The 21,596-nt window shown below is 46.1% G+C and carries 21 protein-coding genes; 6 read left to right on the forward strand and 15 right to left on the reverse strand.

Annotation, left to right across the window (positions count from 1 at the left end):
• Nucleotides 1-172: 172 nt before the first annotated feature.
• The 8 genes from H3S94_RS00190 to H3S94_RS00225 form a co-directional block, all read right to left on the reverse strand.
• Nucleotides 173-1,597 (reverse strand): HAMP domain-containing sensor histidine kinase, encoded by a 1,425-nt coding sequence (locus H3S94_RS00190; protein ID WP_198239965.1) that lies wholly within the window; start codon nt 1,595-1,597, stop codon nt 173-175.
• On the reverse strand, nt 1,594-2,280 hold the full coding sequence (locus H3S94_RS00195) for a response regulator transcription factor (RefSeq protein ID WP_077994481.1): 687 nt from the start codon (nt 2,278-2,280) through the stop codon (nt 1,594-1,596). Before H3S94_RS00195 ends, H3S94_RS00190 begins: the two co-directional genes overlap by 4 nt.
• Before the next feature lie 123 nt (nt 2,281-2,403).
• Nucleotides 2,404-3,909 (reverse strand): Do family serine endopeptidase, encoded by a 1,506-nt coding sequence (locus H3S94_RS00200; protein ID WP_077991543.1) that lies wholly within the window; start codon nt 3,907-3,909, stop codon nt 2,404-2,406.
• A 166-nt stretch (nt 3,910-4,075) separates the two neighbouring features.
• Complete coding sequence (locus H3S94_RS00205) at nt 4,076-4,546, reverse strand: cytochrome c-type biogenesis protein (RefSeq protein WP_198239966.1); 471 nt, start codon at nt 4,544-4,546, stop codon at nt 4,076-4,078.
• Nucleotides 4,546-6,528 (reverse strand): heme lyase CcmF/NrfE family subunit, encoded by a 1,983-nt coding sequence (locus tag H3S94_RS00210; protein WP_198239967.1) that lies wholly within the window; start codon nt 6,526-6,528, stop codon nt 4,546-4,548. The genes H3S94_RS00205 and H3S94_RS00210 overlap by 1 nt, the downstream gene beginning before the upstream one ends.
• Nucleotides 6,518-7,012, reverse strand: coding sequence for a cytochrome c maturation protein CcmE (gene ccmE, locus H3S94_RS00215; protein ID WP_075914797.1), 495 nt, complete (start codon nt 7,010-7,012; stop codon nt 6,518-6,520). Before ccmE ends, H3S94_RS00210 begins: the two co-directional genes overlap by 11 nt.
• A gap of 33 nt (nt 7,013-7,045) precedes the next feature.
• Nucleotides 7,046-8,218: a c-type cytochrome biogenesis protein CcmI gene (ccmI, locus tag H3S94_RS00220; protein ID WP_198239968.1), complete on the reverse strand. Its 1,173-nt coding sequence runs from the start codon at nt 8,216-8,218 to the stop codon at nt 7,046-7,048.
• Nucleotides 8,219-8,317: 99 nt separating this feature from the next.
• Complete coding sequence (locus H3S94_RS00225) at nt 8,318-8,749, reverse strand: RT0821/Lpp0805 family surface protein (protein WP_370540999.1); 432 nt, start codon at nt 8,747-8,749, stop codon at nt 8,318-8,320.
• Between the two features lie 216 nt (nt 8,750-8,965).
• On the opposite strand from H3S94_RS00225, the gene H3S94_RS00230 reads away from it, so the two are divergent.
• A complete protein-coding gene (locus H3S94_RS00230; RefSeq protein WP_198239969.1) occupies nt 8,966-10,333 on the forward strand; it encodes an NtaA/DmoA family FMN-dependent monooxygenase in 1,368 nt (455 codons plus the stop codon).
• A gap of 256 nt (nt 10,334-10,589) precedes the next feature.
• Here H3S94_RS00230 and H3S94_RS00235 read toward each other — a convergent pair whose 3' ends face one another.
• Genes H3S94_RS00235 through H3S94_RS00245 form a run of 3 tightly spaced genes read right to left on the reverse strand, consistent with a single transcriptional unit; the run spans nt 10,590 to nt 12,977 of the window.
• On the reverse strand, nt 10,590-12,044 hold the full coding sequence (locus tag H3S94_RS00235) for an ATP-binding protein (RefSeq protein WP_198239970.1): 1,455 nt from the start codon (nt 12,042-12,044) through the stop codon (nt 10,590-10,592).
• 14 nt (nt 12,045-12,058) lie between these two features.
• Nucleotides 12,059-12,724: a response regulator transcription factor gene (locus H3S94_RS00240; RefSeq protein WP_077991530.1), complete on the reverse strand. Its 666-nt coding sequence runs from the start codon at nt 12,722-12,724 to the stop codon at nt 12,059-12,061.
• A gap of 22 nt (nt 12,725-12,746) precedes the next feature.
• Nucleotides 12,747-12,977, reverse strand: a complete 231-nt coding sequence (locus H3S94_RS00245) for a hypothetical protein (RefSeq protein WP_077991524.1) — start codon at nt 12,975-12,977, stop codon at nt 12,747-12,749.
• Between the two features lie 332 nt (nt 12,978-13,309).
• Between H3S94_RS00245 and H3S94_RS00250 the strand changes: the two genes are divergently transcribed.
• Genes H3S94_RS00250 through H3S94_RS00260 form a run of 3 tightly spaced genes read left to right on the forward strand, consistent with a single transcriptional unit; the run spans nt 13,310 to nt 16,624 of the window.
• The gene (locus H3S94_RS00250; RefSeq protein ID WP_198230807.1) at nt 13,310-15,475 is read left to right on the forward strand and encodes a transglycosylase domain-containing protein; all 2,166 of its coding nucleotides are present in this window, start codon (nt 13,310-13,312) and stop codon (nt 15,473-15,475) included.
• 26 nt (nt 15,476-15,501) lie between these two features.
• Nucleotides 15,502-16,098 carry a DUF1214 domain-containing protein gene (locus H3S94_RS00255; RefSeq protein WP_077991515.1) on the forward strand — a complete coding sequence of 199 codons (597 nt, stop codon included), beginning with the start codon at nt 15,502-15,504 and terminating at the stop codon, nt 16,096-16,098.
• Nucleotides 16,091-16,624: a hypothetical protein gene (locus H3S94_RS00260; protein WP_077991514.1), complete on the forward strand. Its 534-nt coding sequence runs from the start codon at nt 16,091-16,093 to the stop codon at nt 16,622-16,624. Before H3S94_RS00255 ends, H3S94_RS00260 begins: the two co-directional genes overlap by 8 nt.
• Nucleotides 16,625-16,629: 5 nt before the next feature.
• Here H3S94_RS00260 and H3S94_RS00265 read toward each other — a convergent pair whose 3' ends face one another.
• The 3 genes from H3S94_RS00265 to H3S94_RS00275 all read right to left on the reverse strand — a co-directional run bounded on the left by H3S94_RS00265 (nt 16,630) and on the right by H3S94_RS00275 (nt 19,279).
• Nucleotides 16,630-16,977, reverse strand: coding sequence for a DUF1491 family protein (locus tag H3S94_RS00265; RefSeq protein ID WP_077991512.1), 348 nt, complete (start codon nt 16,975-16,977; stop codon nt 16,630-16,632).
• A 207-nt stretch (nt 16,978-17,184) separates the two neighbouring features.
• Nucleotides 17,185-18,177, reverse strand: a complete 993-nt coding sequence (locus H3S94_RS11845; RefSeq protein WP_246786380.1) for a peptidoglycan-binding domain-containing protein — start codon at nt 18,175-18,177, stop codon at nt 17,185-17,187.
• Complete coding sequence (locus H3S94_RS00275) at nt 18,128-19,279, reverse strand: sensor histidine kinase KdpD (protein ID WP_198239971.1); 1,152 nt, start codon at nt 19,277-19,279, stop codon at nt 18,128-18,130. The genes H3S94_RS11845 and H3S94_RS00275 overlap by 50 nt, the downstream gene beginning before the upstream one ends.
• A 417-nt stretch (nt 19,280-19,696) precedes the next feature.
• Between H3S94_RS00275 and H3S94_RS00280 the strand changes: the two genes are divergently transcribed.
• Entirely contained in the window at nt 19,697-20,080 is a 384-nt protein-coding gene (locus H3S94_RS00280; protein WP_246786381.1) for a DUF5330 domain-containing protein, read from the forward strand.
• A 125-nt stretch (nt 20,081-20,205) separates the two neighbouring features.
• Nucleotides 20,206-20,631: a SufE family protein gene (locus H3S94_RS00285; protein ID WP_198239973.1), complete on the forward strand. Its 426-nt coding sequence runs from the start codon at nt 20,206-20,208 to the stop codon at nt 20,629-20,631.
• 160 nt (nt 20,632-20,791) lie between these two features.
• Here the strand turns inward: H3S94_RS00285 and H3S94_RS00290 are convergent, their stop codons facing one another.
• The gene (locus tag H3S94_RS00290) at nt 20,792-21,229 is read right to left on the reverse strand and encodes a MucR family transcriptional regulator (RefSeq protein ID WP_077991505.1); all 438 of its coding nucleotides are present in this window, start codon (nt 21,227-21,229) and stop codon (nt 20,792-20,794) included.
• Nucleotides 21,230-21,596: the final 367 nt, after the last annotated feature.

A 21,596-nucleotide genomic window follows, 5' to 3' on the forward strand; every position in this document is an offset into this window, starting at 1 on the left:
CTATTCATCTTCCCTGCTTCATTCCCGAAGTTTGAAACAATTCTTCAAACTCTTTAGAAATCAATAGAAAACCATTTGTTCAGAAACGGCAATGGTTAAACCTGAACTTCTATGAATGATTGACTGCTTTTACAGAATTATATTGCTTATGGTTTCAAGAAAATGGAGCTTTTTATGATGGCTTTTTTTGCTCTGCTTTTTCTTTTGGCAGTTCAGGGAAAGACAAAACTGCTTTCAGTCCGGGTTTTGCATCTTCCAGAACGAGTTCTCCGCCATGGAGCTTCATAACAGCTTTTGCCAGACTTAAACCTATACCAAAGCCCGGTTTTGTACGGCTATCTTCAAGCCTTACAAAACGCTTGGTAACCCTTTCCCTGTCTTCCGGCGGAATACCCATGCCGTTATCACTCACGCAAATATTGATATGACCGTCTTTTTGTTCCATAAACAGTGAAACTTGAGGAGCTTTTTCTGTTGTGGTCGCGCCATATTTGACGGCATTGTCGATAAGGTTGATAAGTGCCTGCGCAAGAAGTTCACGATTTAACAATAACTCCACATCGAAGGTTTTTCCCATCTCGAATTTAACCCCTGCTTCTTCGGCAACCGGTCCATAAAGTTCACCGACATCTTCGACAATCGGACGGGCATCAAGTTTTTCAAGATGTTCAACCGAAGTGCTGGCTTCGATACGGGAAATCATAAGAATTGCGTTGAAAGTGCGGATAAGTTGGTCTGACTCTGATATAATTGCTTCCAGCGTCTGGCGATAATCAACATTTTTATCACGTCGGGAAAGCGCTTCATCAGCACGATTACGCAGCCTTGTCAAAGGCGTTTTCAAATCATGGGCAATATTGTCGGACACCTGACGAAGGCCACTATTAAGTTCCTCTATACGCTCCAACATAACATTGAGATTTGCAGAAAGCCTGTCAAATTCATCACCCGCCCCCGAAACCGGAAGCCTTCCTGTGAGATCGCCTGCCATAAGGCGTTGGGAAGCGGCTGTGACCTGATCTATGCGTTTCAATGCACGTCTGCCAACAAAAAACCAGATAAGCAATGCACCTGCTGCCATTGCAGCCAATGCGAACATCAACGCTTTTCTGATAATCGTAATGAATTTTTCAGGTTCGCCAATGTCGCGCCCGACCAATAATTTCATTCCGTTCGGTAAATCAATAACAGTGGCAATAGCGCGATGCTTCACCTTTTCCCCGCTGTCACCAAAACGCGAATACACAACCGAGTTACGTAACAGGCCGCTGCCACTCAAAAGCCCCGGCTCGATGCTTTGCACGTTACCGGCCAAAAATCGCCCTTGCGGGTCTGCAACAAGATAAAGAAAAGCCCCCGGCTGACGTGACCGGCGGTCGATGGTGCGCACGAGAAGCGGCAATCCCCCGTGTTGATAGGCGTGTTCGATATTGCCCACCTCTTCACTCAAAGTCTGTTCGGTTTGGTCGGTCAACATAGAAACGGCAAGCGATGTCATATAGATTGAAAGTCCGACAGCAACCAGCCCGAAAAGAATAACATAAAGGGCCGATAGACGCACAGCCGTTGTACGCAGGAGGCTTTTGATCCTGTTCATGATGGTTTATCAACCGCCTTCAACATATAGCCGGCACCCCGCACGGTATGAAGAAGCGGCGTATCGAAACCTTTTTCAATTTTTGAACGGAGCCTCGAAATATGGACATCAATGACATTGGTTTGCGGGTCAAAATGATAGTCCCAGACGTTTTCAAGTAACATAGTGCGCGTAACAACCTGTCCGGCATGGCGCATCAGATATTCAAGCAAACGGAATTCTCTTGGCTGCAAAATAATATCCTGACCGGCACGCTTGGCTGTGTGCGACAAACGGTCGAGTTCAAGATCACCCACACGATAAGTGGTTTCGGCTTCTTTCGGGTTTTTGCGTCGCTGCAAAACTTCAATACGGGCAAGAAGTTCGGAAAAAGCATAGGGTTTTGTCAGGTAATCGTCGCCACCGGCTCGCAAACCTGTCACGCGGTCATCAACCTGCCCCAATGCAGAGAGAATGAGAACCGGCGTTTCGACACCCTTGGCGCGCAATGCCATAATAATCGACAACCCATCTTTTTTGGGCAACATACGATCAATAATCAAAACATCGTATTTGCCATTTTCTGCCAAAGCCAGTCCTGTTTCACCATCACCGGCAACATCGGTAGAATGGCCGGCCTCATTTAACGCTTTTTCCAGATAACGCTGTGCTTCACGATCATCTTCGACAACAAGAACTTTCATAAAGAACACCTCACTTTGACCGGTCATCATCAGGCAACAATCCGGCATCAGGCAACAATCAGGAAATAGCAAGCTATCAAGCTATGGCAAAATTATGCCATAGCCATTTTTTCTACTTCAAGTCTATTTATTTGCAATTGGCAAAGCCACGAAGCGGTTTTGTCCATTGCTTTCGACTTGCAACAAGACGGCCGTACGACCCGACTTCTTTGCTTCCTTTATTGCGTCAACAAATTCGGAAGCTTTTTTCACCGGATGATTATTGGCCGTCATGATAACATCGCCAGGACGAATACCCTTATCCGCCGCATCACTATCCGGATCAACATTGGTTACGACAAGTCCCTCCCCTTCCTCGGAAGGTGTAACTGTCAAACCATAATCATCAAGTGTTTCCGATGAACCGTTTTCACCCTGTGGAAGAACCTTGCCATCACTCTTGTTTTCGTCTTTCGGCATAGCGGCAATTTTAACCTTTATGTCGGTTTGTTTGCCATCTCTCCACACACCAAGCGTTGCAGTGTCTCCCGGCGTAATATTCGCAATATGACGGGCAAGATCACGCGCATCGGCAACTTGTTCGCCATTCACCGAAATGATGGCATCTCCGGCTTTGACACCGGCTTTTGCAGCAGGGCCATCAAGCGGATCGGCAACCATTGCGCCTTTGGCTTCTTTCAAACCGATCGAGTCGGCGATTTCTTTGGTAACGGGTTGAATTTGAACACCAATCCATCCACGTTCAACCGAGCCTTTTTTGATGAGCTGGTCTACAACCTGTTTTGCTGTTGACGAAGGTATTGCGAAAGCTATACCGACATTACCGCCCGAAGGCGAGAAAATAGCGGTATTGATGCCGACAACCTGACCGTTCAGATTGAAAGTCGGGCCACCGGAATTGCCGCGATTGACCGCTGCATCAATCTGGATGAAATCATCATAAACGCCAGCACCGATGTCGCGACCACGCGCCGAAACAATACCGGCTGTCACTGTTCCGCCCAATCCGAATGGATTACCGACAGCGACCACCCAATCACCGACGCGAACTTTTGAATCATCGGCAAAATCGACATAGACAAATTTACGTTTGTCATTCACTTTCAATACTGCAAGGTCTGTGCGGGGATCTGTTCCTACAAGCTTGGCATCAAGTTCTGTCCCATCATCAAGCACAACCGAATAGGCTGTTCCGTCAGAAACAACGTGGTTATTGGTGACGATATAACCGTCTTCCGAAATGAAGAAACCCGAACCCTGTGCAACCGGCCGTGGTTTTGAACGTTGTGTGGAGCGCCCCTGCGGCGGGCGGCGGTGATCGTTGAAATCTTTAAAAAAGCGTTTGAGTGGATGGTCGTCCGGTAACTGGTCTATACCCGGACCACCAAAAAATCCCGTAAATCCCTGATCGTCATTTTTTTTATCACTTTTGACTTGCACGGAAACGACAGCGGGCTTCACCTGTTCAACAACATTTGCAAAGCTTTGTTGTTGGACACCTTCAACATAGACCGGTTTGGCCTCGGCAATATTCAATGAAAAAGCCGGCCCCGCGAAAATCATCGTTCCCGCCAAAGCCGTTGACATCGTGATCGCTGCCAACGTTTTGCGAATTGGGGAAATCTGCATTCTTATAATCTCCTTTTAGACTGCGCTTTAACGCATGTGTTGATGGAAAGATAAGATGTCAAACCTTACCATCGCCTGTCCGTTTTATTAAAATTTTGTAAGATTGGCAGGAAGAGCGTGCGGTTTTTGCCGCATATCCCACATTCCTTCGACTGCGCTATAATAATTAGCGGTTTTTTGACTTCAAAATCCGGTCAAGCTGGCGTTTTTCTGCCTCGCTTAAAGGCATCAACTTATTGTGTTTATGACGCCTTACACGCCAAATAATCGATGAACCGGCAATCACTATAATCAAAAGCGGAGCCAGCCATAAAAGTAACGTTTCACCATTCAACCGCGGTTTTAACAAGACAAATTCGCCATAACGAGCCACCAGATAGTCGACAACCTGACTATCTGTATCACCGTTTTTCAATCGTTCGCGCACCAAAAGACGCAAATCACGTGCAAGTGGCGCATTGGAATCGTCAATCGATTCATTTTGGCAGACAAGACAACGCAAATGCGAAGAAATGTCGCGCGCGCGCTGTTCAAGTGCCTGATCCTGCAACACTTCATCGGGCAATACTGCCAATGCGGCACTGTTCATAAAACATATGAAAGCAAAAGCAGCCAATAGTCGTGAAAAAGACCGCATCAAGCCCCCTTTTCCGGTCGTTTGCTACGCGTATTGGCGCGTTTGGGGGCGCCCACACGCAACCGCCGGTCGGTCAGTGAAAAGACTCCGCCTATCATCATGAACACTGCGCCAAGCCAGATACAGATAACCTCCGGCTTCCACCAGATATGAACCACCAATCCGTTGTTATTAACGTCTCCCGGTGCGATGTAAAGTTGCGATAATCCGTAATTTTTTATGCCCGACTCGGTTGTCGGCATGTTCTGCGAGGGATAGAAGCGTTTGGCCGCTGTGACGTTCCCCATATCCTTACCCGCCTCTGACACAGAAAAGCGGAATTGGGTTTCCGAATAATTCGAGCCATTCACATTTCGCGCCCCTTCGAGCAAGACATGTTTACCGGCTATATTGGCACTTTGCCCTGCCTCGATCCTCAATATGTTTTCTTGTCCGAAGGTGGCCACCGCGACGATGCCGAAGAGCGTAATCCCCAAACCGATATGAGCAAGGGCTGTGCCGTAATTCGATCTCGGCAATTTGCCGAAGCGCCGTAGCCTTACGAAAAATCCTGTACTTTTTGTCCCGCTTTTGAACCAGAGATCATAAAGGCCGCCCAAAAAAACAAAGGCTGCAAGCCCGATTCCCAACGAGGCGAGAATGGATCTTAAAGACGTTTGATAAAAAACGATCAATGTTGCGATAATTGCCAGTACAAAAGCACCGGAGAGCCGTTCGGCAACGGCAAGCATATCGCCTCTTTTCCATGCCATAAGGGGGCCGAACGGAACCATCAACAATAGCGGCACCATGAGGGGCCCGAAGGTCAAGTTGAAAAATGGTGCGCCAACCGAGATTTTTTGCCCTGTCAATGTTTCGAGAAGCAGCGGGTAGAGTGTGCCGATGAGCACCGTTGCTGTCGCCGTTGTCAAAAACAGATTGTTAAAAACCAATAATCCTTCACGCGAAATCGGGCGAAACAAACCACCTGTTTTGAGTGACGAAGCGCGCAAAGCAAAAAGAACCAATGCCGCGCCGATAAAGAAAAACAGAATTGCCAATATGGCTCGTCCACGAGCCGGATCAACGGCAAAACTGTGCACCGACGTAAGAATACCGGAGCGGACAAGAAAAGTTCCCATCAGCGACAACGAGAATGTTAAAATGGCGAGAAACAGCGTCCAGATTTTCAAGGCGCCACGCTTTTCCAGAACGATTGCAGAATGAAGAAGCGCGGTACCGGCAAGCCACGGCATGAGTGACGCGTTTTCTACCGGATCCCAAAACCAATAGCCGCCCCACCCCATTTCGTAATAGGCCCAATAAGAGCCGACCATGATACCACCGGTCAAAAACACCCACGACACCAATGTCCATGGCCTCACCCAACGCGCCCAGGCTGCATCAACACGCCCGTCAATCAAGGCTGCAATTGCAAACGAAAAACACACTGAAAAGCCGACATAGCCGAGATAGAGAAGCGGCGGATGGATAGCAAGACCGATGTCCTGCAAAATGGGGTTAAGATCACGCCCCTGAAGAGCGGGTGGATTGACCCTTATGAACGGATTTGAAGTGAAAAGAATGAAAAGCAAAAATGCCGTGGTGATCGAGGCCTGTGTCGATAAAATCAGTGCTTTCAACCGCTCCGGCAGGTTACCGCCAAAAAGTGCAATAAGAGAAGAAAAGAATGTGATAATGAAAACCCAAAGCAGCATCGAGCCTTCGTGGTTTCCCCAAACACCGGTTATTTTATAAAGAAGCGGCTTTTCGGAATGTGAATTTTGCACGACATTCAGAACTGAAAAATCCGAAACAACATATGCGTGGATCAATGTGGCAAATGCGATAAGCACAAGCACAAAGACAAGATGCGCAATGGGGGACGCAGCATCAACCAACCGTCGATCGGAACGATAAACGCCAACAACCGGAATGATGGTTCCAAATATCGCTACTGCAAGTGCCGCACAGAGTGCAAGAGAACCGATCTCAACGCTCATGTTTTTGATAGGCCTCCCACAACCCCTGGGCTTTGAGCCTATCCACAATATCTTTCGGCACATAGGTTTCGTCATGTTTTGCCAAAACACGATCGGCAACGAAAACGCCATCCGGTACAAAATGGCCTTCCGCAATGATGCCCTGACCTTCGCGGAAAAGATCGGGCAGAACACCATCGAACTTCACCGTTTCCTTGTTGGAAAAATCGGTAATTGCAAAAGTTATTCTGGTTCCGTTTTCTTTATTAACCGAACCTTTTTCAACAAAACCACCAAGCCGCAAAGGCCTGCCGGATGAAATATCTTCACCGGTTATTTCAGAAGGCATACGAAAAAAACTTGCAGTGCCACGCATGGCGTAGAGAACAAGCGCCGCTGCAACTGCCAGTACGACGAGGCCGCCCAAAATCATCATCAGGCGTTTTGTCTTACGACGCCGCAATCCTTTCTGGATTGTCAAACGTACGGCTGTTTCATTGCTCATAATCCTGTTTTCCTGACTTTCACATTACGATTTTCACTCGGCGACAAGCCCTTGCGCTTTCGCATAAGTTTCAAGCTCTGCCGCTTTATCTTTCGTAAGTTTCGATATTCCCTCTTTTAACGCATTCACTGCCTTTCCGGTTTCTTTTAAAACGAGCCATGAATGGATCAATTGTTTCCAACCTTCAAGATTGTCGGGGTTCTTTTCAAGTTTTTGTGCCAGTTGTTCCACCATTGCATGAATATTATCACTGCTATCATTATCATTCGCAACAGGCTGGTTTGCAGTGCCGGAAGATGTTTCGTCGCCACCCGAAATCGCCCCGTTTTTAGCCCCGTTTGCGCGAGAGGCAGCGTCAATTTTTGCTTTTTCCAGCTCTTTAATCATCATTTCAACGCGCTGGCGCCCGACACTGTCTTTCACCGGTCGGGAAAGATAATCTTTAAGCCCTGTTATTGCTTCATCAATTTTCCCCGCCTGACGGAGAGATTCAGCAATGAAGAGGCGCGGATAAAAGTCATCGGGAGCAAGCTTTGCCGCCTTTTCAAAACTTTTCTCTGCATCTTCATTGACCGTTCCGCCATTATAGCCGACAAGAGCCATTCCGTACCCGACCAGACGGGGGGCAGCATCTCCGTTCAATCGCAAGGCACTCACATAAGTATTGACAGCATCCTGAAAACGTCCTGCAACCAGATAACCGGTTGCAAGTTCATCTGCCAGTTTTCCATTATCGGGATCGCGCGCAAAAAGCGCTTCTGTACGAACAAGCTTTTCTTCTGCTGTCAGTTTTGAGGGATCTTTCATCATAAGATCGTTGAAGGGATGGCTTTGAAGTCCCGGTGAACCCAAAAAACCATAAATCCCGATCGTAACAAGCGGCACACATAAAACAGCAATGGTAATGACAATTTTCAATCCACGACTTCGATGATTGATAAAGCCGGTGTCCTTCTTCTGTTTTCCGGCGGCCAATATGTTGCGCGAAAGTTCAAGCCTCGCCTCGTCCGCGCTTTCCTTGTCAATCAGACCACGCTGCAAATCTGCTGCAATTTCGGATAGCTGGTTTTTATATATTTCGATGTCGGAAGCGGGCGAATCCACAACCATTCGTTCCTGCCCTTTTTTCATCGGGCGGCTAACGGCATAGAGCACAACTAACGTGACGATAGCTGTGAAAATCAATACAAAAACCCAGTATGTCATAATGAATTCAATATAGAAACGCTTGGCAAAAAACTAGAACCCACGCCGTTATCTCGCACCAAATTGATTGAATATATCGGACAGGATCGCTGAAATGTGTCAAATGAGTGGCGACCATGTACCGTTTGCGTTACGACATGCACTACCATGAACCGTTTGTGGAACGCCATTAATAACAAAAGAATGGCTATATTGGCGGCAATTTTGTGAACCGACCTGATAAGGTTGCCCCGGTGTCACACTTCCCGATGTTCCATCTTTGGAAGATGTCCAGCCAACCGCTTTGCCTGCATCAGTATATTCGAGTGCTTTATATTCGGCTTCCAGAGCCTGCTTGCGGTCTTCCTTGGAGAGCGACTGTATCGAGGAGCCTAGCAACCCGTTACCCATGGTTTGCAAAATAACTTTCGTATCAGCAAGATTGGTTACACGTCCGGTGGCGCGATCATGGCTACAGGCCGATAAAATTCCAAAAGAAACCAACAGAACGAGACTGCGTATTTTCATGCTGACACCAACAAATTCCGTCACCACTTTCTGTTATTTCTCATATCGGGTTAAAAGCGGGATTACAAAACTTTTTTTCGTCACAAAATGACCTATAATTTGAAAAAACAATTAAAAAACAGGAACATATTTACACTCACAGAATGTTTTATGGAAAATTGGAAACAAAATAACGTATAACGCGTATCAAACGAAACAAATTTTCCATCCCATATGTAATGTTTAAGAGGATTAAGATCAATGCGGCGGATGTATTTGAACGCCATGGTGTTCGGTTTGGGAAGTCATATGGCCTCCTGGCGTTTACCGGACGTTGATCCACTGGCAATTACACGCCTGTCCTATTGGACCGACATAGCCAAACGTGCTGAAAAAGGACAATTCGATTCGCTCTTTCTCGGAGACATTCTGGCGCTTCAACACGAAGTGCAATATAGTGTAAGCGGTGCACTTGATACCGTTGTGGTTTTATCGGCATTAGCTGCTATTACCGACAAAATAGGACTTATCGGTACAGCCTCTACAACTTTTGACCATCCCTATCATATCGCGCGGCGTTTTGCTTCGCTCGATCATATTTCAAATGGCCGTGTCGGTTGGAATGTCGTGACATCGACCACATTATCGGAAGCCAAAAATTTCGGGCGCGATGTTATTGCTCCCTCTCAGGAACGCTATGCCCGTGCCGAAGATGTTTTGAATGCCGTTATGGCACTTTGGGAAAGCTGGCAACCGGGCGCACGCATTGCGAATAAAAAAACCGGGCTTTATCTTAATCCTTCGGCTGTTCGTGGTGCCAATTATACAGGCTCATACACCCGTTCTATCGGCCCTCTTTCGGTTCCGCGCTCGCCGCAGGTAAAGCCGATATTGGCACAAGGTGGTGCATCCGATATAGGCCGTTCATTTGCTGCCCGTTATGCCGATTTGGCTTTTACAGCTCAGCCCAATTTGAACGGTGCACAGCAATTTTATAAAGACATTAAACAACGCGCCAAAGAATTCGGACGGAATAATGAAGATGTACTGGTGTTTCCCGGCATTGTTCCTGTCATTGGCAAAACGCACAAAGAAGCTGAAGCGAAATTCAATTATCTGAATAGTTTTGCAATTCCGCAATCGGGTATTCAGCGTCTTTCCTATATCTTCAATAGGGATTTGTCGGAATATTCGCTTGATAAGCCTTTGCCGGAAACTTTATTGAAAATGGCAGATGACCCGAAGACACCAAGCCGTACGCGTATTATCCTTGGTGACGCGCGCCTGCGCAAGCTGACACTGAAACAAATGATCGGGCGTTTTATGTGTTCGCGCGGCCATCTTCTTCTTGTTGGCACTGCCGAAGAAGTTGCTGACACTATGCAATATTGGTTTGAAAACGGGGCCGCCGACGGATTTAATGTGCTGTTTCCTTCTCTCCCCAACGATATTGATATTTTTGCTGAAAGTGTCATTCCGCTTCTTGAAAGCAGAGGCTTGCACACAAAACCCGAAGAGGGTGAATTGTTGCGTAAGCGCTATCAATTGCCGTTTCACGAGAACGAAACTTCCCATCCGGTTGCGCCGAGACATTATATCGCCATGGAAGCTTCAAATACCCATCATTGATCCGGTAAAACTTCCGCTTAGACCAACTCTCCCGTCAAACCGGCAATGAACGTTATGCGTTACCGCATGTGACGTTATGCGTTACCGCATGTGCGTGTAACGTTATGCGCTACCGCTTGTATTTGATGCCGATAATTTGCTCGCACTGTCTCCCACAGTTTTTCAACGGGCGTCTATGAAAGTCACCGATCTTTGAATTTGCGCAAGTTTATGATGAGGGAAAAAGCCGGATATATGTTCGTCTTGATAAGTGGGTTTACGACTTGGCATAAGGTAGTGTCAGGGTTACGCAAAGGCCACCGAGTCCGGAATTGGCCAATTCGACATTTCCGCCATATTCGCCTACGAGTTCGGCAACAATCGAAAGACCAAGACCCGTTCCCGGTTTGCTTTCATCGAGTCTTTTTCCCCGCTTGAAAACATCTTCTCGGTGGTCTTCCGGAAGGCCGGAACCGTCATCTTCTACCGAGATAAAAAACATGGGATGAACACGATCGGCATCGACACGTCTTTCATCCATTGTTTCGCACCGCAACACCACCTGTTTTTTAGCCCATTTACAGGCGTTTTCGAGAAGATTGCCAACCATTTCCTCAATATCTTCTTTTTCTCCTATAAAAATAATATCCGGCTCGTTCATATAAAAAGAGATTTGTTTTGAAAAATTGAGTTTTCCCATCACTCTTACGAGTCGTTCCAATAATGGTCTAAGTGGCGTGCGATAGATGACACTGTCACGTTGAGCAGCGATACGGGCGCGTTGTAAATAACGGTCTATCTGGGCACGCATAATATCCGTCTGTTCTTTCAGGAGTTTGACATTCATTTCATGACGATCAGAACTATTGGTGGAGCTTTGATCGACTTCATTGGCAATGACAGATAAGGGTGTTTTCAACGAATGGGCAAGATTACCGACCTGAACACGAAAGCGTTCGACAATACGCTGGTTATTATCAATCAAAGCGTTCATTTCGCCAACAAGCGGCATCACTTCAAGTGGCAAATCAGTGTCAAGATGATTGGCTTTGCCTGCCCGAATATCTGCCAGTGAATGTCTTATCCGTTTGAGCGGACGCAAACTGATATAGATGATAACAAGGTTAATCAGTATGCTTGCAACGCCGAATAATGACAGATAGAGAAGCAATGTCTTTTTGAATTTTTCAAGTTCTGCACGCGTTTCATCAATATTGCCCATGATACGAAAACGTGCGACACGATTTTTGTTGTCAAGAATGACATCGCTTTCGACAACACGTAAATGCTGACCTTCAGGACCTATTATCCGATATGAACGAAAAAATTTCTGGTCGAAAGGATCTGTCTTCTCGCTTGGCGAGGCGACTTTCTTTGTCCCCAACGAAGAGGATGTCAACCTGCCTTTGAGATTGCCTGATAGTGCCACCACTTCCCAATACCAGCCGGATGAAGGATCGGAATATCGTATATCCCCCAGTTCCGGATTTCCTTGCAACTTGCCATCGGAGGAAACATTAACCGATGATATGAGACTGTAGAGATGGGCTGTTAAAATGCGTTCCAGATAATCATTGTTCGATTGGCGATAGAACATGAGGCTGACAACCGAAATGAAGGCCAGCGCCGCAATGATCCACAAAGTCAAAAATATATTAACCCGAAGACCCAGTGATTTACTGATCGTCTTGAAAAAATGTTTCCACTTTGTTTCGCCTTTTACCGTTTCCATGGGCAAAACATTTTCTATTCTTCGGGTGCTTTCAGGCGGTAACCCATACCACGTATTGTTTCTATAACATCGACACCCAATTTTTTTCGCAACCGTCCTATGAACACTTCGATTGTATTGGAATCCCGATCAAAGTCCTGATCGTAGAGATGCTCTGTCAAATTGGTGCGCGATACAATTTCACCCTGATGATGCATAAGGAAAGATAGAAGAGCAAATTCGAGCGAGGTCAACTTGATCTGCACACCATTGACAGTGACGCGCGACGTTTTTGTATCAAGCGTTATCGGCCCGCAAACAAGCTCGCTTGACGCATGTCCGGATGCGCGTCTTATCAGCGCGCGCAACCGTGCGAGGACTTCTTCCATGTGAAAGGGTTTCACGACATAATCGTCAGCTCCGGCATCAATACCGGCAACCTTGTCCGACCAGCGGTCTCTTGCGGTTAAAATCAATACCGGCATTGAACGGGAATTTTCCCTCCAGCGCTCGACAATGCTGATACCGTCCATTTTTGGCAAGCCGAGATCAAGCACAACAGCATCGTAAGATTCGGTGTCGCCGAGAAAATAGCCCTCTTCCCCGTCATATGCGCGATCGACAACATATCGGGCGCTGTTGAGCGCCTCGACCAATTGGCGGTTCAAATCCCGATCGTCCTCTACCACGAGAATTCTCATCGACTATCTTTCTGACGAGATTCTAATTGGCAGGTACGGCAACTTCTACGCGTCTCGGCTTTTCGCCATCACGGGCGGGAATGAGAACAATGACAACACAGGTATTGCCATTTTGTGTATCAAGTGTGGCGCGGGCCAATGTCCCCCCCTGCTCGCTTGCTACACGTTTTCCCACTTCGGTGCAATCGGCTGCATGAGCGGCAGTCGTTCCCGCAAGACATGTCAATATTAAAAAAAACAGATATTTTTTCATGGTAACGTACTCATACCCTATTTTGTCTGAATACAAAATGAACAAACGCGTTATTTATTGCCTGATCGTTTGGACTTCCCATAATTTTCGGAAAACCCGATATATGAAATTATTACATGGTTCCTAATATTAGGAAAAACCACGATTTTTCAATGGTAATGCAACCTTTTCCGGCCTGTTTTTCAAGGAAACGGTTTCGGTTCCCCGACCTTTCACCCAATATTAATCCTAAAGAGAGAAAAAACTCTTTTGTTCCTTCGCTTCGATAAGCTAAAATGCAGAAGATTTTTCGTTTTGCCATAAAGCGGTCATCAATTACACGGATTGCTTCCATGTTCGGTTTTAGAAAAAATAACAATAAAAGTGACAGGAAGCGCTTCCGTAGCCCGCGTTTCATCGGAATCGATTCGTGGATTGATTCCGGCCTTTATAGATTAAAGAGCGCAATTGTTGTTTTTTGGGAAAATGCGACGATTATATCGCGCCGTTTCCGTGTGCGCGGCTGGAAAAGGTTCATTGTCGAAATCGTCGATGAAGGACTAACCCTTGGCCTCATCGGTTTTGCTATTTTTACATTCATTGGCGTGTCGGTCTTCTCGCTAACAAAAAAAGACTGGCATTCTCCGGAAGATTTTGCAGTCAATTTTCTTGATCGGCATGGCAATTACATCGGCAGCCGTGGTGCTCTTCATGGTGAGCCCGTACCGATAGAAGAAATGCCCGATTTTGTTATCAAAGCCGTCCTTGCAACCGAAGATCGCCGGTTTTTTGAACATTGGGGCATAGATTTCTATGGCCTGTCGCGCGCATTCAGCCAGAATTTGCGCGCTCATGGCGTTGTGCAAGGTGGCTCTACGCTGACCCAACAATTGGCAAAAAATCTGTTTTTGAGCAATGAGCGGACATTGGAACGCAAGATCAAGGAAGCCTATCTTGCAATATGGCTTGAAGCGAACCTCTCGAAAAAAGAGATCCTGCAACTTTATCTCGACCGCGCTTATATGGGTGGTGGTGCATTCGGAATTGCCGCCGCATCACGGTTCTATTTTGGCAAAGATATACGCGATGTTTCACTTGCCGAAGCAGCCATGCTCGCCGGACTTTTCAAAGCCCCCGGAAAATATGCCCCGCATGTCAACCTGCCGGCAGCGCGGGCGCGTGCCAATGTTGTGCTGTCGAACCTTGTTGATGACGGTTTGATGACCGAAGGACAGGTGATCGGTGCACGGCGCCATCCTGCCAGCGTTGTTACAGAGCTTGATAATAACGAGCCGAATTATTTCCTTGATTGGGCTTTCGATGAAGTCAGAAAACTCGGTAACAAATTACCGAACCATAATGTTGTCGTCCGCTCGACCCTCGATCAGGGAATACAGAAAGCTGCCGAAGAATCCATCGAATATTATCTCCAGCAATATGGTGCCCAGTATAAAGCCACTCAAGCGGCTGCTGTGATACTTGATAATGATGGTTCGGTACGCGCAATCGTAGGCGGACGGGACTATCAACAAAGCCAGTTCAACCGCGCGACGCAAGGTGGCAGACAGCCCGGATCATCTTTCAAACCTTATGTCTATGCTGTTGCAATGGAACGCGGTCTTACACCGAAAACAATTATTTCGGATGCGCCGATCAACTGGGGCGGGTGGTCACCGCACAACAATTCAGGTCGCTATAGCGGTAATGTCGACATTGCAACGGCTCTCGCCTTTTCAATCAATACAGTACCGGTTCGCATCACCTATCAATATCTTAACCGTGATACCCAGCCCATTCGTGACCTCATTAAAAATATGGGCATTGATGCCAATATTTTTTCCCATAAAACCATGGTTCTTGGTACGTCGAACATGACTCCGCTCGATCAGGCAACCGGTTTTAATGTTTTCGCCAATGGCGGCATGGCGGGTAACCGCCACGGCTTTACCCAGATTATGACTTCCGATGGTAAAATTATTTGGGACTGGTCACGGGATGGCGAAAAACCGCATCGGGTGATGAGTGCGCAATCTGCCGCCTATATGAACCAGATGATGGTGGGCGTAACCACGCGTGGTTCCGGCAAACGCGCCCAATTACCTATGACGCTTGTTGCCGGAAAAACCGGAACGTCGCAAGCCTATCGTGATGCATGGTTTGTCGGTTTTACCGGAAATTATACCGGCGCGGTCTGGATGGGAAATGACGATTTTTCTTCTATGAACCGTGCCTTCGGCGGTGTCGTTCCTGCAATGATGTGGAACCGCATCATGCTTTACGCCCATCAGAATACGACAATCAAACCGCTTTTCGGTGTCGAAAACTCGATTTTATCGAATGTAAAACAATCCAAGGATGACAATTCCAACGACAATATCGCTCCTGACCTGCCGCAGGTTCTTTCGCCCGCCTCCTCCAAGGTTATCCAGTCACTTATCGATGACCTGGAAAAGGCACCTCTGCTCACTCCGGCAAGTTCTGCACATGTCGTTTCTTCTTCGACAAGCCAGATACGCTAGAATAGATAAGTCAGGAAAAACGGGTTATGTTTTATCGTATATTTCTCATAATATCGAGCCTTCTTATTGCTATTGGTGGCGGTGCATTGAGTGTCAATTATGTACTTGATACATTCGACGGCTTCGGTCGTTTGAAAATAGGTCAATGGGAAGCTTATCCGCAGGCAGGAACCGAAGAAGCGGATGCTTATGCGCGTGCCCGTGCGGCAAAACGCGGCGATATTTCTTTGGGCAGAACTGAAGGACTGGTTTTCCGGCTCTGGCGGGATAATCATAACCATCCTTTAAAGGGGCATTGCACTTATCGCCTGAAAGGTTATTTGCCGGAAACCCGATTGTTCACTCTTTACGCGGCAGATCACGAACTGCGTGCGCAATGGATCGAGGATCAATTACCTACCGAATTATCAAGTGCCAATGTCGTATGGGATCAGGACGGCAAACTGAATGTTCTGGTTTCGCCGCAAGCTCAGGCGGGTAACTGGCTGGCCACGCGGGGGCGAAACGAATATGGCCTGATCCTGACACTTTATGACACGCCGATTGTCACCTCGACTGCATTGCAGAAATTGAATATGCCGACTGTCGAAGTTGTTCCCGCAGGAGAGCGTGATTGTGACTAAACTTGTTTATGCTCTGATAGCCGGAATCGTTGGTGCTGTGATTGTCCACATCTGCGTTGTACTGCTCGTTCCCCAATTCAATGAACTCAACACATGGAAGCGTTTGATTGCGGACGATAACAAATATAAGTTCGCAGCACTTGCCCCGAATAATCCGATTGTCGAGTCGGGTGATCCTTTGTTCCATTTGAAAGCGTGCCGGTTCGACCTCGATGACGGGCCTGTCCACATCAAAGCCGAAGGCTCGGCTCCATTCTGGTCAATGTCTGTTTATGATCGGAATGGAACAAATTTTTATAGTTTGAACAACCACACTATGCCAAACGGAAAACTCGATCTCGTCATTGGAAATCCGGGACAAATTATGGAACTGAAGCAATCAACCCCCGATAGTGTTGAAAATTCCGTACTGGTAGGCGAAAATTTGTCGGAAGGTTTCGTTATTTTACGCAGTCTAAAATCCAAAATGGCAAGTGACAGTGACAACTTCCTCAATCACACCCATTGCGACTTACTCGATTATTAAAAGTTTCAGGCTTTCACAATATTGAAAGGCAATTGCTGCGGGTTATAATTTTCAAATTCGACCAACCACAAATCGGCGTCGAATTGGAGTTCTTTTTCGAGTTTCTCGACCGCAACCGCTTCTTTCACACCGGCCAGAATTTTTATGAAACAACGTTCGTCGCGATCACTCTCGTCCGTGTAAAAGCTCTGTGGTGCCGGTCCATAAAGGTCGACATCTCCGCTCGAAAGGCGATCCAGAATAAAGATTGTACCCGCTTCGTTGGAACCACGGCGAGTGAGATAGGCAAAGCCACCCTCCGCCCGAACCCGGCGCATTAAAGCTGCAGTCCAGAAATCCGATGTCAAACGCATATCACGCTCCAAAAACCGTATAAAACGATAATGCACAATCTATATTTATGATGATTAATAAAAACAGGTATTTTCAAATATTTTTATGAATTTTCTTTATAAAAATAAAATATTCAATCCACTGTCGATTGATATTCAGAATTGATTTGAATTTAAATAGAATAACGGAAGCATTGTTAAGATTTTTATGCCCACTTATGTATTCGTCTATCCGATAAGACCAATATCCTTCATTTTATCGATAACTTCCTGATTTATCTTTCCGGTTACTGTCAGGCTAAACATTTTTTGAAAATTCTTCAACGCTTCGGCTGTATTTTCATCTTCTGTGCCGGTCACGACAACATGGTCATCTCCAAATGCGCGTAACCCCGCCTGAACGCGCATAATATCGGCCGTATCCGCCTTGAAACCTCCCTGGTTTTCCAATCTTTGCGAAGGTGCAGCTTTCGAGATTTCTTGTGGTGCAGCGCTCATCACTCGCATTTCATTAGCATTGGTTGCGATTTTGTTAGCCGGTTGCTGGTTGGCAGGAGCCGGTTTCTCATTAGTAAGAGCCCTATGTTCATTGTTAAGAGATTGCGTCGTCACCTTATCGACATTGCCGGCTGTTGCCAATGAACCGCTGATAAGTGAAGCTATATCATCCTGCTGCTTTAGAGTTCCGCTCTGACCGCCAGCCTGTGCGGTTTTCTGCTGCCACAGTGTAATAGCGCTTCTTGTTTTTGGCCCGTCAAGGCCGTCGATAGGGCCATCATAAAGCCCCATTGCGGCCAGTTTTTTCTGCGCTTCCAACAAATTGTCGGGTAGCGTTTTATCAACTGCAACACTCGGCGGTGTTGTGGTTTGCGGTTGAGTTGACGCCGATTGCGCTGCCGGAGGGGTATTATTCAAAGGTTGATCGGCTTTTACCGGCATATTCCGGCTCGCTGTTGCGGCTGTCTGGGCAGCAAGTGGACGTGTCTGGATAAAAACCGCATGATGACTTGTACTTTGATAGAACAATGCATTGAATGTAACGAAACCAAATCCCACCAAAAACAGAAAAAAACCGCATGCCATTAGCGGATTCTTTCGGGCATGACGATATGTCCACCCGGCAAACAAACCCAGCAAATGTCCTATTCCGGCAAGAATAGCAAAAAGCAAACTACGCTGTTTTCCGGACTTGGTTCTTGGTGTTTTCCGTTGTCTTACCATTGTTCCTAAGTTTTGTTTCTGGAGTTAAAAAATATCCGTTATCGCCCGCTTCTTCTCTTATGACCGGATTGATCGGCGAATCGTGCAACGTGCCGACCGGCTTTGTGTGAACGAGAGGCAGAAGCAATGTTACCCGTGTGCCTTTTCCCTTCTCGCTTTCAAACGAAATTTTTCCATTTGCCCGTTTGACGAGGTCGAATACCATTGCAAGCCCCAAGCCCACCCCTTCGATGTTACAGGCAACCACATCGGATGCGCGCAAAAATGGCAAACCCAAACGTGCAATATGGTGCTCGTCCATGCCTATGCCGTCATCTTCGATTGTGATGGCGCAGAAGTCGTCGTCCCGCACGCCAATACCAATATCGATATGTCCGTTGTCTCTGCTATATTTGATCGCATTGGAAATAAGGTTAAAGCATATCTGACGGAATGATAATGTATCGAGATAGCAGGCAACCGGCGTTTCAAGGCCTTTGAGGATAATTTTCCTGTGCCCCTGGAGTGGCAATGTCAATTCGAGCGTTTCATTGATAAGATCGGGAACAAGACAAAGATCATCCGGAATAGCGGCATCTGCTTGTTGCTGGTGGACTTGCAACGTTTTGTTGACGATTTGCAAAAGATGATTGCCTGCCTTTTTTATCATCGCGATATATTCATATCGTTTGTCGTTCTTTATATTCTGGTGATCGATATAATCGAGCAGATCCGCAAAACCCAATATTGCATTCAAAGGTGTGCGCATTTCATGAGCAGCACGAGCAAAAGGCGAAACTGCACTCATATCGATATTGCTGGTTTCGCTGCAATTTGTTTCGACGGAAAGCTGAATGGCTTTATCGTCTGCCGAAATACAATAAATGATAACCGGCATGAATTTTCTGCGATCAGGTCCGTTCAAGCGGATGGAAATTGGAGAAGTAATACGGTTTTCGCGCACATCTGCCAGAAATGACAAAAGAATAATGCGATCATTTATATGAACGTGATCGGGTAAAGAATCACGTTCACTTAAATAGCCTAAAAAGCTCTCCGGCATGGCACTTTGAAGCACAATGCCTTGACTGTTCACCGTTAGAGTTGCGTTCAATGTTTCCATTGTTCCGATTAAAACCTTGTCGCTTTAAGCCTCTTGCACGCTATTTCCATGCTTCGGGGCCATTCAAAACAACTTTTTTGCTTGTCTTCTGCCAATCTGGCGTCAATTTTTTAATGAAAAGATAATAAACAGCATCTCGAAGATGCATCTCCCATCTCTCTTCGGCTATGGTTAACAAGTTCATCGGGAAATAGCCAAAAACCCTGTGGGATCTTGAAAAAAACCGATTTTCGTCAATCTTTCGTCAATCATAAAACGCTACACTTGCCATTATCCTCCTCATTTGTAACTGCGTTGTGTCGGGGCGTTATGATACGGTTTTTTATAAAATCATTCTGCTTTCTAACTCTTTTTCTGGTTATCATTTCTTTTCTCGGTACATCGGGAAAGAACAATGGATCACAGCCGGATCAATATATGAATACAGTCGAAGCGTTGTTGGCAGTCAAAGACACGGTCAATGACCTTGGCAATTTTTGCGAACGCAATTCCGATACTTGCGAGACCGGCAAAACATTTCTAGGCTCGCTTGGAGAACGCGCACGCGACGGAGCGCGCATTGCCTATGAATATCTCGACAGAACATTCGGATCCGACAAAGTCGAGAATAAAGTTGAAAACAAACTGCCACCGGAAAATATCAATACCGGTTCCATCACTCCTGATAACACTCATGAGGAGCACGGCAAATCAGACAAAAAAAACGCGACTTTGAAATCGGATTCGGTGATGAAGCAAGTTCAAAAACCGGTAACTCCATCTAAAGAGACAAAATCACATCCGGTCGAAAAAGGCGAATAAACAAAACGCGTGCCACGACACACGAAAAAGTGCCTTCGGTTAAAAATTTACTTTTTTACAAAGACGGAGTAATGGTTCGACTATAACCATTGAACAATCGAACCAACGAAAATTTATAATAAATCATGACCGATACAATAGACGATATTCTGGAAAGTTTTGCCCTGCTTGATGATTGGGAAGACCGCTATCGTGATGTTATTGAACTCGGACGTGAACTCCCGCCCTATCCTGAAGAAGCCCGTGATGATGTTCACAAGGTGCCAGGCTGTGTCAGCCAGGTCTGGTTATTAACTAAAAGAGGTGAAGGCGACGACCCTGTCATGACCTTTCAGGGCGATTCAGATGCCCACATTGTACGCGGTCTCGTCTATATCTTGACAACTTACTATTCAGGCAAACGGGCATCGGAAATTCTTGATGCCGATATTGAAAAAGTTTTAAAAACCTTGGGACTTGACGAAAATTTGACCCCGCAACGCTCCAACGGTTTACGTTCTATGGTTGAACGCATTCGCCTTGAGGCCTCGAACACACTCCACAAACAATAGTGGGAATAGTCCACAAACGATCGTTAAAACGTTTTGATCGATCATTAAAACCGTTCGATCAAGCCTTGAAAGCTATTTTTTTACCCCCCAACTTCAATCGATTTAAAAAACGGGCACATATTAAATGCGCCCGTTAATAAAATCCGACCTGAAATTTGAATTATTTTGATTTTCTTTTTCCAGGTTTACGTCCCAATCCCATCTGTTTGGCAAGAGAAGAACGGGCTTCTGCATAATTCGGTGCAACCATTGGATAATTCGGATCCAAGTCCCATTTCTCGCGATATTGTTCAGGGGTCAGTTCATAATGCGTCATCAAATGGCGCTTAAGCGACTTGAACTTCTTGCCGTCTTCCAAGCAGACAATATAGTCAGGGAAAACAGAACGTTTCGGGTTAACTGCGGGCTTCTGTTTTTCAACTTCGGCCTCTGTAGCTGTTTCTCCACCAGCTTTAACAAATGCAGTGTGAACGTCCGCGATCAAACTGGGCAACTCACCTGGTCTGATTGAGTTATTGCCAACATAAGCAGCTACAACATCAGCAACCAGTGTAATAATGAAATCGCTTTCATTCTCGCCGACGGCTTGTTCATCCATCTTCTTATCCTTTTTTTACTTCATTTTTGTTTTGGCTTGCTTGAACCAAGCAAGCAAATGTTGTCTTCATATAGCTATGTAAATAACCTTGTCAATTACAAACATCAAACAACTCTATAAAACAAAGGTTCCAATTTTTTTTCAAGTTATTTTTTAGTTTTTTTATTAAACTTCTGTAAGTTTGTTATGCGAATTATATATAAATTATGGCAAAGTGTCCCATTTTTACATAATGAATGCGAATCCACATCGAAAATTCTAGTATAGATTGATATTCATATACACAGATATCATATAAAAGGGAAAGATTGCTATTTTTTTCAGCTTCTAGCAGCTATTGTTTCCGCTGTCAAAGAGATTGACTGAT

The organism is Bartonella sp. B10834G3, assembly GCF_016102505.1.
GTDB classification, from domain to species: domain Bacteria; phylum Pseudomonadota; class Alphaproteobacteria; order Rhizobiales; family Rhizobiaceae; genus Bartonella; species Bartonella choladocola.